We start from the raw sequence: 13,124 nt of genomic DNA, 5'->3' as shown, positions 1-13,124 counted from the left end.
GCTACCGACCATGCACGCCGCTCATCCGCTGCCCACCGTGAACGTCAAGGACCAGGTCTCCGCCGCCGAATGGCAGACCCGCGTCGACCTTGCCGCCTGTTACCGGCTGATCGCCCTGCAGGGCTGGGACGACCTGATCTTCACCCACATCTCGGCCAAGGTTCCCGGCACCGAGGACTTCCTGATCAACCCCTACGGCATGATGTTCCACGAGATCACCGCATCGAGCCTGGTGAAAGTGGATGCCTCGGGCAAGAAGCTGATGGACAGCCCTTACGACATCAACCCGGCGGGCTACACCATCCACAGCGCGATCCACGACGTGCGCCACGATGTCGAGTGCGTGCTGCACACCCACACCGCCGCCGGCATCGCCGTTTCCGCGCAGAAGCAGGGTCTGCTGCCGATTTCCCAGCAGTCGCTGTTCGTCCTCTCCAGCCTGGCCTATCACGGCTATGAGGGCGTGGCGCTGAACCATGACGAGAAGGCGCGCCTGCAGGCGGACCTGGGCGAAGCCAACTTCATGATCCTGCCCAACCACGGCCTGCTGACCTGCTCGGGCACCATCGCCGACACCTTCCTGATGATGTTCACCCTGCAGCGTGCCTGCGAGATCCAGGTGCTGGCCCAGGGCGGCGGCGCCGAGCTGATCATGATCCCGCAGCAGATTCTCGATGGCGCCCGCGCCATGGCCGCCGCCGTGACCAAGAGCAAACAGGGCATGGGCGGTGCGCTGGCGTGGCCGGCGCTGCTGCGCAAGCTCGACCTGCAGAACCCCGGCTACCGCGACTGATGGCGCTGGTCGGCATCGCCCTGCGCGACTGGCGCGCGCAGGGCAGTGACTTCACCTTCCGTGGGCAGCAGATACGTTACTGGAGCGCCGGCAGCGGCGCTCCGTTGCTGCTGGTCCACGGTTTCCCCACCGCATCCTGGGACTGGCACTACCTCTGGCAACCGCTGGCCGAGCGCTACCGGCTGATCGCCTGCGACATGCTCGGTTTTGGCGATTCTGCCAAGCCAAAGGGCCACGACTACCGCATTCTCGAACAGGCCGACCTGCAACAGGCGTTGCTGGAGCACCTGGGCGTGCGCGAGCCGGTGCACCTGCTGGTGCACGACTACGGCAACAGCGTCGGCCAGGAGCTGCTCGCGCGGCACGAGGAGGGCGGTTTCGCCCTGGCCTCGCTGGCCTTCCTCAACGGCGGGCTGTTCCCGGAGACCCACCGTGCGGTGCTTTCGCAGAAGCTGCTGCTCGGCCCGTTCGGTTCCCTGTTCGGCCGGCTGTTCGACCGCAAGCGCCTGGCGCAGAACTTCGCCAAGGTGTTCGGCCCACAGACCCAGCCGTCCGAAGCAGAACTGGATGCCTTCTGGGAGTTGATCCGCCACAACGACGGGCCGCGCGTCATGCACCGGCTGATCCACTACATCCTCGACCGTCGCCAGCATCGCGAACGCTGGGTCGGCGCGATGCAGCGCACGGCGGTGCCGCTGCGCCTGATCGACGGGCCGGAAGACCCGATCTCCGGTGCGCACATGGTGGTGCGCTACCGGGAGCTGATCCCGCAACCGGACACCGTCGAACTGCCCGGCATCGGCCACTACCCGCAGGTCGAGGCGCCGGAACAGGTGCTACAGCACTATCTGGCGTTCCGACAGGAAAGGGCGTCGTAGCTACGGACCGATCTGGGCGAAGATTCGGAACTGACTGATAGATCGGCCCTGCGTGGCATCGGTAGCTTCCCCGGCTTTGTCCAGCCGGAGGTCACTGCCATGCCACTCAGATCCGTCATTCCCGTCCGCCAGCCGCAAGGTTCGCTGCTGTACCGGGCGCTTCTGCACCTGCGCCGGGACTTCGTTTTCGTCGCCATTCCCGTGCTGCTGGTGCTGGTCGGAGTCTGCGCGGTCGGCGGTTACTACGCCTGGCTCACCCAGGACTGGGTGCCCGCCGCCCTGGGCGCGCTGGCGCTGCTGCCGGCCTTCGGCCTGCTGCTGTTCTGGAGCGAGTACGACTGGTGGCTGTTCAAGCTCGGCCCGCGCTCGGAGCTGAACCTGCCGATGCGCTGACCGATCATCCCCTGGCCTTATCGAGCACCATTCAGCCTGGGTCGTCTTGGTTGTGACCGGATCGTGACTGCCGGACACTCGACGAAAAACCATCCTGCCTGGAGCCCCAATCATGAGTGATGCCCTGCGTTTCGACGGAAAAGTCGTGATCGTTACCGGAGCCGGTGGCGGTATCGGCCGCGCCCACGCCCTGCTGTTCGCCAAACACGGCGCCAAGGTAGTGGTGAACGACCTGGGCGGCAGCACCCATGGCGAAGGCGCCAACGCCTCGGCTGCCGACCGCGTGGTCGCGGAAATCCGCGAGGCCGGCGGCACTGCCATCGCCAACCATGACTCGGTGACCGACGGCGAGAAGATCGTCCGCCAGGCCGTCGAGGAATTCGGCCGCATCGATGTGGTGGTGAACAACGCCGGCATCCTGCGCGACAAGACCTTCCACAAGATGGAAGACGCCGACTGGGACCTGGTCTACAAGGTCCACGTCGAAGGTGCCTACAAGGTGACCCGCGCCGCGTGGCCGTTCATGCGCGAGCAGGGTTACGGCCGGGTGATCTTCACCTCGTCCACCTCCGGCATCTACGGCAACTTCGGCCAGAGCAACTACGGCATGGCCAAGCTGGGTCTCTATGGCCTGACCCGTAACCTCGCCATCGAGGGCCGCAAGAACAACATCTTCGTCAACGCCATCGCCCCCACCGGCGGCACCCGCATGACCGAAGGCCTGATCCCGCCGCAGGTGTTCGAGGCGCTCAAGCCCGAACTGGTCAGCCCGCTGGTGGTGTACCTGGGCAGCGAAGCCTGCCAGGAAACCTCCGGTCTCTTCGAAGTGGGCGGCGGCTGGATCGGCAAGGTGCGCTGGGAGCGCAGCCTGGGCGTGGGCTTCGATCCGCGCGAGGGCTTCAGCGTCGAGGACGTGGCGGCCAACTTTGCGCAGATCTGCGACTTCGAGAACGCTGCGCATCCCAAGGACAACGTCGAAGCGCTGCGAGAGATGATGGCCAACCTGCAGAAATACGCCGGTTGATCCGGCCAGCCTGACCGGTGGAACGGCCAGCGGGGCTGTTCCACGGTGGCGAACGCAGTAAGGTGAAAGGGCCGGCTCAATGCCGGCCCTTTTGCTTTTCCGCTTCCAGGCCCGAGGAGTTCGCCATGAGCGTGATAATCCAGAAGAACGGCCCGGTGACCACCCTGGTCATCGCCCGCCCTGCGGTGCGTAACGCGGTGGACCTGCCGACCGCCCAGGCGCTGGCCGATGCCCTGCGCGATTTCGAGCAGGACGAGGAAGCCCGCGTCGCCGTGCTTACCGGCGCCGGCGGAACCTTCTGCGCGGGTGCCGATCTGGCGGCGGTGGCCGAGGATGGCGAGCGGCGCAACCGCCTGGAAATGGAAGGCGACGGGCCGATGGGACCGAGCCGCATGCAGCTGTCCAAACCGTTGATCGCCGCCATAGAGGGCTACGCCGTGGCCGGTGGCCTGGAGCTGGCGCTGCTGGCGGATTTGCGGGTGATGGCCGAGGACGCGGTGTGCGGGGTGTTCTGCCGGCGCTTCGGCGTACCGCTGATTGACGGCGGCACCGTGCGCTTGCCGCGCATTGTCGGCCAGGGGCGGGCGCTGGACCTGATCCTCACCGGTCGCCCGGTGGGTGCGCAGGAGGCATTGGCTATGGGCCTGGCCAATCGCGTGGTGCCCAGCGGGCAGGCGCTGGAGTCCGCCGAGGAGCTGGCGCGGGAGATCGCCGAGTTTCCGCAGCTGTGCATGCTGGCCGACCGGGCGAGCGTGTTCGCGCAATGGGAGTTGTCGTTCGACGTGGCGCTGGCCAACGAATTCCAGGGCGGGATGGCGGTGATCGAAAGCGGCGAGACGGTGAATGGGGCGAAGCGTTTCGCTGGCGGGGAAGGGCGGCACGGGGAGTTCTGATGGGCGCGCGGCGTGGCTGAGACACCCTCTCCCCAGCCCTGGCTGCGCGCCCCGCTCCGAAGGGAGAGGGAGCCGTTCAGAGTTGCCGGCTGGCTCGGAGTTTCGCTTGACGCTTTTCAGTCCCCTCTCCCTTCAGGGAGAGGGTTAGGGAGAGGGAAAAGCCCGAGCGCCGGGCTAACCCATCACACCTACAGGCAGATCAGTCGCGCTCGATGATTACGTAGGTCTTGCGCGTGGTTTCCTGGATATCCCAGATGCCCAGGCTGTTCTGCGGCAGCAGGAAGGCGTCGCCGGCCTGGAAGGCGATCGGCTCGCCGCCGTCCGGGGTGAAGGTGCCGCGGCCGGCGATGAAGTGGCAGAACTCCTGCTCGACGATCTGGCGGCGCCAGCGGCCGGGGGTGCATTCCCAGATGCCGGTTTCCACGCGGTCGGTGCGCTCGATGGATTCCACGCGGGTTTCCGAGATCGGCTCGCCCAGGGGCACGGCCACCGGATTGGCTTCACCGAGTTCGGCGTGCAGGGTGTTCTTCAGGTGGGTCAGTTTCATACAGGGGCTCCAGTGGGCTTTCTATTCGGGGGCTGGCTGTTCGCAAGCAGATCAGCGTTTCAGCCGACCTTCCAGGTCATCAGGTTTTCCATGCTGGCGGCGACCTTCTCGGCCAGCCGGCGGCGCCAGGGCGCGCTATGCGGGTTGGCCAGCACATCGTCCTCGTGCACGAAGCTGCGGATGATGGCGTTGTAGCCCAGCCAGCGGCAGGGTTCGGGCTCCCAGCCGCGCAGGCCGTCCTGCACGCTGCGGTCGTTGATGACCCAGGGCTGGCGGGTGAGGGCGCTGTCCTGGCCGAGGATCAGGTCGGCGAGGGTGCGGCCGCCCAGGTTGGTGGCGCCGACGCCTTCGCCGCCATAACCGCCGGCGAGGGCGATGCCGTTGCGACGGTCGATCAGCATGTGCGGGTGGAAGCGTCGCGACATGCCCAGGTTGCCGCCCCAGGTGTGGGTGATGCGCACGTCCTTGAGTTGCGGGAACAGCTCGCTGAACAGGTAGCGGCGCAGGCCGACTTCATCTTCGGTCAGGCTGAAGTCGTTGCGCAGCTTGCCGCCGAAGCGGTAGCCGCCGCGGGCGCCGAAGGCCAGGCGGTTGTCCGGGGTGCGCTGGCCGTAGGTGACCTGGCGGCTGAATTCGCTGAAGGCCTGGCCTTTGTCGAGGCCGATTTCGGCCCACACCGATTCGGGTAGCGGCTCGGTGGCCACCAGCAGGCTCTGTACCGGCAGTTGGTAGTTGCCCAGCGGCGGCAGGTCGGCGGCGTAGCCTTCGATGGCCGGCACCACCCAGTGAGCCTTCAGCTCGCCCCGGTCAGTGCGCAGCAGGCCGGGCGCCCAGTGGGTGACGCGGCTCTTCTCGAAAATCTGCGTGCCCTGGCGTTCCACCGCGCGGGCCAGGCCACGGACCAGCTTGGCCGGGTCGATGGTGGCGCAGTGCGGGGTGTGGATGGCGCCCAGCGAGCTGGGAATGCGCAGCTGCTCGTCCAGCTCGCTCTTGCTCAGCCAGCGGTAGTCGTCCTCGGTCAGGCCTTCGGCGTGCAGGTGGGCGAGGTACTCGCGCAGGCGGGTTTCCTGCTCCGGGTAGCGCGCGGCGGTATAGAGCACGCCGGCCTTGCGGTAGTCGCAGTCGATGCCTTCGCGGTCGAGCACGCGGGCCACTTCATCGGGGATGTCGTGCAGCAGGTCGTAGGACGCGCGGCGCTGCTCGGGCGACAGGCCGGCGAGCAGGCGGTCTTCGCCGAGCATGTTGCCCATCAGCCAGCCGCCATTGCGGCCCGAGGCGCCGAAGCCGGCGGTTTCTGCCTCGACGATGGCGATCTTCAGCTGCGGTGCGCGCAGCTTCAGGTAGTAGGCGGTCCACAGGCCGGTATAGCCGGCGCCGGCGATGGCCACATCGACGTCCAGGGTGCCCTGCAGGGAAGGCCGCGGGACGAGATCATCGTCCAGCTGGTTCATCCACAGACTGATATGACGCCATGCCGACATAGACGACTCCGAAAGGAAGAAGGGGAATGTCGGCAAGCCTAGATTTGGCGCGGGGTTCTGTCGTGCGCGCGGGTACGCGAGGATTGCTCGCGTACCCGCTGGCAGGGGCGCATCAGGCCTCCTGCTGTTCCTCGCGCAGGCGCTTGAGGTACTCGCGGGGAGACTGGCCGGTCTGCTGGCGGAAGCAGCGGTAGAAGGCCGAGAGCGAGTTGAAGCCGGCGGAGAAGGCCAGTTCGTCGATGCGTGAAGGCAGCGGCGGACGCAGCTGGCTGAGCAGGTGGGTCAGGCGCGTCTGGTTGACGTACTGGTAGAAGCTCAGCCCCATCACCTGGTTGAGCAGGTAGGAAATCTGGTTGCGCGTGTAGCCAGTGGCGGTGGCCACCTGGGTCAGGTCCAGGTCCGGCGCGAGGTACGGCTGGCTCTTGCTGAAATAGTCTTCCAGGTCGCTGGCCAACTGGCTGAGCTGGCGCGGCGAGAGGCCCAGGCGGCTGGTGGCCGGGCGTGGGTCGATGGCCTGCGGACGGCTTTCGCCGCCTTCGCGTACCACCGAAGCGTATTCGTTGATGCGCCAGATCAGGCCTTCGCGCACGGTGATCGCTTCGCTGGAATGGAAGGTTGCCAGACGGCCGCTCAGGGTGACCGCGATGCGGTACTGGATGAAGGCGGTGTCGCCGTCCACGCGGATGCGGTCGATGTGGTCGAGGAACTCTTCCGGGCGGCTGGGCATGGTGCCCTGCACGTAATCGCGCAGGTCGGTGTAGCCCAGCGTGCGGTTCTGGAAGAAGTCGTTGTACTGCACCTGCGGGTGATACAGCGCGAGCACCGCTTCGAGGTCGCGATGCTTCCAGCACTGGTGGTAGCGCAGCACCACCTCGCGGGTCTGCTCGGTCAGGTGACTGTCGGTCGGGCGTTGGTCGATGGCTTGCATAGGAAGCTAAGGATGCCCCAGACGGCGCTTCTCGGGTAGTGGCAAAGCACCTGTCGGGCGCAAGGCACTATCCATCGTCTCGATGATCCGTCATCGCCTGCGCCAATATCGCCCGCCAGAGCCCGTCGCAGAGGGGGGATTCACTCTTTCGGGCGACACGCCAAATACCACCTTGGAGCGCTTACTCCCCGTCAGGTCGCTCAGTAGGGTAAGGCCACCTAGACACCGTCAGGAGAGCCGCATGACAACAAAAACAAGGCGCGGATTCTTCCAACCGCAACTTCTCGCCACTGCTGTCGCCCTGGGATGCGCCACCCAGGCTCAGGCAATCAACTTCAACATCGGGGAGATCGAAGGACAGTTCGATTCCAGTCTGTCCGTGGGGGCCAGCTGGAGTACCCAGAGTCCGAAGCAGGATCTGATCGGCGCCGCCAACGGCGGCCACGGCATGACCCAGACCAACGACGATGGCCGGCAGAACTTCCGCAAAGGCCACACCTTCTCGAAGATCTTCAAGGGTATCCACGACCTGGAGCTGAAGTATGGGGACTTCGGCGTCTTCACCCGTGGCAAGTACTGGTATGACTTCCGTCTGAAGGACGAAAGCGTGGCCTTCAAGGAGCTTTCCGACAGCGGCCGCAAGGAGGGTGCCAAGGCATCCGGCGCGCAGCTGCTCGATGCCTTCGGCTACTACAACTATGCCATCGCCGACATGCCGGGCACTGTGCGCCTGGGCAAGCAGGTGGTGAGCTGGGGTGAAAGCACCTTCATCGGCAACAGCATCAACACCATCAACCCGATCGACGTCTCCGCCTTCCGCCGTCCCGGTTCGGAAATCAAGGAAGGCCTGATCCCGGTGAACATGCTGTACATGTCGCAGAGCGTTACCGACGCGCTGTCCGTGGAAGGCTTCTACCAGTTGGAGTGGGACCAGACGGTGCTCGACAACTGCGGCACCTTCTTCTCCACCACCGACGTCGCTGCCGACGGTTGCAACACCAACTACAACATCCTCGATCCGGCCACCGTCAACTCGCTGAATGCGCCGGCGACCAAGGCCCTGCTCAACTCCCTGGGCGTCACCGTGACCCCCGAGGGCCTGATGGTGCCGCGTGGTGCCGACCGTGACGCACGTGACTCCGGCCAGTGGGGCCTGGCCCTGCGCTGGCTGGGCGACGACGTGGAGTACGGCGCGTATGCGATGAACTACCACAGCCGTACGCCGATCGTGAGCATGAAGAACGCCGGCACCGCCGACATCGGCAACGTCCTGCGGGCGCTCTCCGTGCCCGGTGGCGCCGCGCTGGCCCAGCCGCTGCTGCTGGGGCGTGGCAACTACTTCCTGGAATACCCGGAAGACATCCGCCTGTACGGCCTGAGCTTCTCCACCACGTTGCCCACCGGCACCGCGTGGAACGGCGAACTCAGCTACCGGCCGAACATGCCGCTGCAGCTCAACACCACCGACATGACCCCGCTGCTCGCCACCACGGTAGTCGGCGGATTCACCAGCGGTGGAGCGGCCGGCGCGCTGGCCCAGGCCGACCGGATCAGCCACGGCTACATCCGCAAGGAAGTGACCCAGGCGCAGACCACCTTCACCCACTTCTTCGACCAGACCATGGGCGCGGACCGCGTCACCCTGGTGGGCGAAGTCGGCATGACCTATGTCGGCGGCATGACCAACGAAGTCGGCGAGCGCTACGGTCGCGACTCGGTCTACGGCGTCCCGGAGAATGCCACTGCGCGTAACGAGTACGGCAGCGGTGGCTTCTACACCTCGTCCTCGTGGGGCTACCGCGCCCGCGCGATCTGGGATTACAACAACGTCTTCGCCGGGGTGAACCTCAAGCCTAACCTCGCCTGGTCCCACGACGTGCACGGCTACGGCCCGGTCTTCAACGAGGGCAGCAAGGCCGCCAGCGTTGGTCTGGATGCGGACTACCAGAACACCTACACCGCGAGCCTGAACTACACGAACTTCTTCGGCGGCGATTACAACACCATCGTTGACCGTGACTTCGTTTCGCTCAGCTTCGGCGTGAACTTCTGACCTGCCTGCTCAAGGAATCGACATGAGAACGACAAGAATCCTCCAATGCGGCGCGCTGGCCCTGAGCCTGCTGTCCTGCGGCGTGATGGCGGCGGTGTCCGCCGATGAAGTGGCCAAGCTGGGCACCAGCCTGACGCCCATGGGCTCGCAGAAGGAAGGCAACGCCGACGGCAGCATCCCGGCCTGGACCGGCGGCATCTCCCGCACCGCCGGCAAGCTGGACGCCAAGGGCTTCCTCTCCAATCCGTTCGCCGACGAGAAGCCGCTGTTCATCATCACCGCGCAGAACGTCGACCAGTACAAGGACAAGCTCTCCGCCGGCCAGCTGGCGATGTTCAAGCGCTACCCTGATACCTACAAGATTCCGGTGTACAAGACCCACCGCACCTTCGCGCTGCCTGACGACATCTACGCCGCCATCAAGCGCAGCGCCGAGTTCGTCCAGCCGATCAACGACGGCAACGGCCTGGAGAACTTCGAGAAGAGCCGCTACTACGCCTTCCCGCTGCCCCAGAACGGCGTGCAGGCGCTGTGGAACCACCTGACCCGTTACCACGGCGGCAACATCTCTCGCTCGGTGGTGCAGGTTGTACCGCAGACCAACGGCAGCTACACGCCGATCCGCTTCGAGGAATCGATCGCGGTGCCGCAGAACATGGGTGACCAGGATGTCAGCAAGACCGGCAACATCCTCACCTACTTCAAGCAGCAGGTAACGGCTCCGGCGCGTCTGGCCGGTAACGTCCTGCTGGTGCACGAGACCCTGGACCAGGTGAAGGAGCCGCGCCTGGCGTGGATCTACAACGCCGGCCAGCGCCGCGTGCGCCGCGCCCCGCAGGTAGCGTACGACGGCCCGGGCACCGCCTCGGACGGCCTGCGCACCTCGGACAACTACGACATGTTCTCCGGCGCCCCGGACCGTTACGACTGGAAACTGGTGGGCAAGCGCGAGATGTACATCCCGTACAACAGCTACCACCTGAACTCGCCGGAGCTCAAGTACGACGACATCGTCAAGCCGGGCCACATCAACCAGGACCTGACCCGTTACGAACTGCACCGCGTGTGGGAAGTGGTGGGCACCCTGAAGTCGGGCGAGCGCAACATCTACGGCCAGCGCCACTTCTACCTGGACGAGGACAGCTGGCAGATCGCAGTGTCCGAGCTGTATGACGGTCGGGGCCAACTGTGGCGCGTCGGCGAAGGCCACGAGATGACCTTCTACACCGAACTCGCCACTGGCTACGCCGCCGAATCGCTGTACGACATCCTCGCCGGCCGCTACGTGACCTTCGGCCTGAACAACGAAGAGAAGCGCGGCTACCAGTTCGGCAACAAGGCCACCATGGCCGACTTCACCCCGGCGGCACTGCGCAACACTGGCGTGCGCTGAAGTAACACTCCGCTCCTTGGCCCCGGCATCCCATCGTGGATGCCGGGTTTCTTTTTTTTTGCCGTCAGCAAGGCGCGCAGCGTCTGTTCTGCGCCTGGGGGCGGCCTGCGCTATATCGCCCCATGAATCTGGCTGATGGTCCTTTGCCCGCTCTTTCTGGCGGCATAGTCTGGGCTGCAAATGGCCGGAAGAAGCCCATGTCGACAATCGCCCTGCACAGTCTTACAGAGCACGGTGCGGCGCTGCCTCGCCTGCCCCGCCAGCACCTGCCCCGCGAACGGTTGCATGCCAGCCTGAGCGCCACCGAGTGCCGCCTGCGCCTGCTGGTGGCGCCGCCCGGTTGCGGCAAGACGGTACTGATGAGCGAATGCGCGCGCCTGGCGCCTGCCGGCACCCGCGTGGTCTGGTTGGGCCTGGGCGGTCGCGCACTCGAACCCGAACAGTTCTGCGAACGCCTGGGCGAGGCGCTGGGCGTGCCCTGGTCGGGCGAAGCGGCCCTGGCGGCCTGGCTGGAAAACGCCAGCGAGCCGGTCTGGCTGATGCTCGACGATTATCCCCGTGCCCCCGATCTTGCCCTCGACGACTGCTTCGACCGCCTGCTCGCGGTGGCCTCGCCGCAGATCGGCTGGTGGCTGGCCAGTCGCCGCCGCCCTGCCTGCAACCTCACCCGCCTGCTGCTCGAAGGCGAACTGCTGGAGCTGGCTGCCAGCACCCTGGCGCTGACCCAATGCGAGCTGGACGCCTACCTGCAGACCGCCGGCCTGGAATGGCCGCAGGCCCAGCGCCAGGCCCTGCAGGATGCGACCCACGGCTGGTTCGCAGGCGTGCGCCTGCGCCTGCTCAGCCTGGGGGCTGAGCCTATCGCGCCCTGCGCCACCCAGGTGGCGGAGACCGGCAACGGCCTGCTGCAGGACTACCTGCAACGCGAAGTCCTGGCGAGCCTGCCGGCGGAGCTGGCGGAAACCCTCTGCGGCCTGGCACAGATCGCCCGCTTCAACCGCGAACTCTGTGATTACCTGTTCGACGAACCCGGCCTCGGCCTGGACGGCCTGCAGGCCTGGGGCGTACTGATCGAGGCGGTGGACAATACCCAGCACTGGTTCCAGGTGGCGCCCATGGTCGCGACGGCGCTGGCGAGCCTGTCGCGCTGGCCGGCGGCGACCCTGCACCGACGTGCCTGCCAGTGGTTCACCCAGTGCGGGGAAATCCACTCGGCCTTCGAGCACTCACTGTACGCCGAGCAGCCGGACGTTTCCGCCAGCCTGCTGCAGCGCCTGACCGAGGAGCAGTTGCTCCACGGGCGCAACGTCGAGCGCGTGCTGCAACTGCGCGAGTCGCTGCCCGAGGAGCTACTGTGCAGCACGCCACGCCTGCTCATCCTCAACGCCTGGACGCTGTTGTTCGTCGGTCGCCTGGACGACGTGGAAGCGCTGCTGACCGGTTTCGACCGCTTCCTGCCGATGCCCGGCGAGCACCGCCAGCGCGCGCTGGTCGCCCAGTGGCAGGGCCTGAACGGCATGCTCATCCATGCGCGCGGACTGCCGGGCTCCCGCGAACAACTGCGCGAGGCTCTGCAGCACCTGCCGGAAGAAGCCTGGTCGCAGACGCTGATCTGCCTGTCCGCGCTGACCCAGCAGGCCCAGGCGGAGGGACGCCTGGCCGAAGCGCGACTGATCAACCGCGAAGCGCTGCGACGCGCTCGCCTGCAAGGCAGCACCACCTTCGAAGCACTGCTGGAACTGGACCGCGCCCAGTGGCTGGAGCAGCGCGGCGAGCTGCAGCGTGCCGATGCGCTGCTGGCGCGGGTGCAGGAATACCTCGACGAGATGCGCATCACCTGCAACGCCATGGCCGGCCGTGTCGCCCTGCGTCGGGGCTGGCTGTGCCTGCGCCAGGGGCGTGACGAGGAGGCCCGCGAGCTGTTCATCGCCGGCCTCAACGAAACCCGCCGCAGCCACGATCCCAGCTCGATCTACGGTTTTACCGGCATGGCCTGGCTCGATGCGCTGGACGGTGACACCGATGGCGCCTTCAGCCGCCTGCTGGAAGTCGAGCGGCTGATGCAGCTACAGCATGTCCCCGAGCCGATTTACCGCGGGCCGCTGCTGCTGGCCAGCGGCGCGCTGAATCTGCGCCAGAACCGTGCGGGGCCGGCGCGGGAAGTCCTGCAGCGCGTGGCCTCGCGCTATCGCGCCGACCGTCTCAGCCCGCCCGCGGCGGCGCCGGACCAGATACTGCGCGTCGAACATCACCTGGCCCTGGCCGAACTCTATGACGGGGACGTTGACGCCGCCCTGCAGCGCTTGCTGGCGATGCTTCCGGACCTGCTGCGCCAGGGCCGCAACACTCTGGCCTGCGACGTCTGGCTGGCCCTTGCCGAGGCGCACTTCATCGCCGGCAGCCTGGACGAAGCGCGCAGCGCGCTGGACCAGGGCGTCTCCCTGGCCCAGCGCTTCGGGCTGCTCTCCACCCTGCGTGACACCCAGCGCCGCCAGCCCGGTCTGTTCGGCCTGCGCCCGCACGCCGGCGAGATGGCCCCGCACAACCTGCTGAGCCTGCGCGAACTCTCGGTGCTGGAGTTGATCGCCCGAGGCTGCTCGAACCTGGAAATCGGCGAGCGGCTGTACATCTCCCTGCACACGGTGAAAACCCACGCACGCCGGATCAACGGCAAGCTCGGCGTGGAGCGCCGCACCCAGGCGGTCGCGCGGGCAAAAGAACTGGGCTTGCTGAAAGTCTGA

11 protein-coding genes are annotated in these 13,124 nt (G+C 66.5%); 8 read left to right on the top strand and 3 right to left on the bottom strand.

The genetic code is table 11. From position 1 onward, the window contains the following. Positions 1 to 10 precede the first annotated feature (10 nt). The 5 genes from ABKS89_RS24580 (at position 11) to ABKS89_RS24560 (ending at position 3,981) form a co-directional block, all read left to right on the top strand. Positions 11 to 793 (top strand): class II aldolase/adducin family protein, encoded by a 783-nt coding sequence (locus ABKS89_RS24580; protein ID WP_348587384.1) that lies wholly within the window; start codon positions 11 to 13, stop codon positions 791 to 793. Next, positions 793 to 1,671 carry an alpha/beta fold hydrolase gene (locus ABKS89_RS24575; RefSeq protein WP_138216081.1) on the top strand — a complete coding sequence of 293 codons (879 nt, stop codon included), beginning with the start codon at positions 793 to 795 and terminating at the stop codon, positions 1,669 to 1,671. Before ABKS89_RS24580 ends, ABKS89_RS24575 begins: the two co-directional genes overlap by 1 nt. A 99-nt stretch (positions 1,672 to 1,770) precedes the next feature. Then, entirely contained in the window at positions 1,771 to 2,064 is a 294-nt protein-coding gene (locus ABKS89_RS24570) for a hypothetical protein (RefSeq protein WP_138216082.1), read from the top strand. A 112-nt stretch (positions 2,065 to 2,176) separates the two neighbouring features. Beyond that, entirely contained in the window at positions 2,177 to 3,088 is a 912-nt protein-coding gene (locus tag ABKS89_RS24565; RefSeq protein ID WP_081516240.1) for an SDR family oxidoreductase, read from the top strand. A gap of 125 nt (positions 3,089 to 3,213) precedes the next feature. Next, entirely contained in the window at positions 3,214 to 3,981 is a 768-nt protein-coding gene (locus tag ABKS89_RS24560; protein WP_138216083.1) for a crotonase/enoyl-CoA hydratase family protein, read from the top strand. Positions 3,982 to 4,180: 199 nt separating this feature from the next. Here ABKS89_RS24560 and ABKS89_RS24555 read toward each other — a convergent pair whose 3' ends face one another. The 3 genes from ABKS89_RS24555 to ABKS89_RS24545 form a co-directional block, all read right to left on the bottom strand. Next, on the bottom strand, positions 4,181 to 4,528 hold the full coding sequence (locus tag ABKS89_RS24555) for a cupin domain-containing protein (protein ID WP_081516238.1): 348 nt from the start codon (positions 4,526 to 4,528) through the stop codon (positions 4,181 to 4,183). Positions 4,529 to 4,587: 59 nt separating this feature from the next. Further along, a complete protein-coding gene (locus ABKS89_RS24550) occupies positions 4,588 to 6,009 on the bottom strand; it encodes an NAD(P)/FAD-dependent oxidoreductase (protein WP_081516237.1) in 1,422 nt (473 codons plus the stop codon). Between the two features lie 112 nt (positions 6,010 to 6,121). Next, complete coding sequence (locus ABKS89_RS24545) at positions 6,122 to 6,937, bottom strand: AraC family transcriptional regulator (protein ID WP_081516236.1); 816 nt, start codon at positions 6,935 to 6,937, stop codon at positions 6,122 to 6,124. A gap of 241 nt (positions 6,938 to 7,178) precedes the next feature. On the opposite strand from ABKS89_RS24545, the gene ABKS89_RS24540 reads away from it, so the two are divergent. The 3 genes from ABKS89_RS24540 to ABKS89_RS24530 all read left to right on the top strand — a co-directional run bounded on the left by ABKS89_RS24540 (position 7,179) and on the right by ABKS89_RS24530 (position 13,124). Continuing rightward, positions 7,179 to 8,990 carry a DUF1302 domain-containing protein gene (locus tag ABKS89_RS24540; protein ID WP_348587382.1) on the top strand — a complete coding sequence of 604 codons (1,812 nt, stop codon included), beginning with the start codon at positions 7,179 to 7,181 and terminating at the stop codon, positions 8,988 to 8,990. Between the two features lie 22 nt (positions 8,991 to 9,012). Further along, positions 9,013 to 10,383: a DUF1329 domain-containing protein gene (locus ABKS89_RS24535; protein WP_348587381.1), complete on the top strand. Its 1,371-nt coding sequence runs from the start codon at positions 9,013 to 9,015 to the stop codon at positions 10,381 to 10,383. Positions 10,384 to 10,580: 197 nt separating this feature from the next. Then, positions 10,581 to 13,124 carry a LuxR C-terminal-related transcriptional regulator gene (locus ABKS89_RS24530; protein ID WP_138216086.1) on the top strand — a complete coding sequence of 848 codons (2,544 nt, stop codon included), beginning with the start codon at positions 10,581 to 10,583 and terminating at the stop codon, positions 13,122 to 13,124.

It is taken from the genome of Pseudomonas sp. LABIM340, from assembly GCF_040017195.2.
Taxonomy (GTDB): domain Bacteria; phylum Pseudomonadota; class Gammaproteobacteria; order Pseudomonadales; family Pseudomonadaceae; genus Pseudomonas.
The sequence above is the reverse complement of the archived record's forward strand: the minus strand, read 5'-3'. Positions and strand labels throughout refer to the sequence as shown.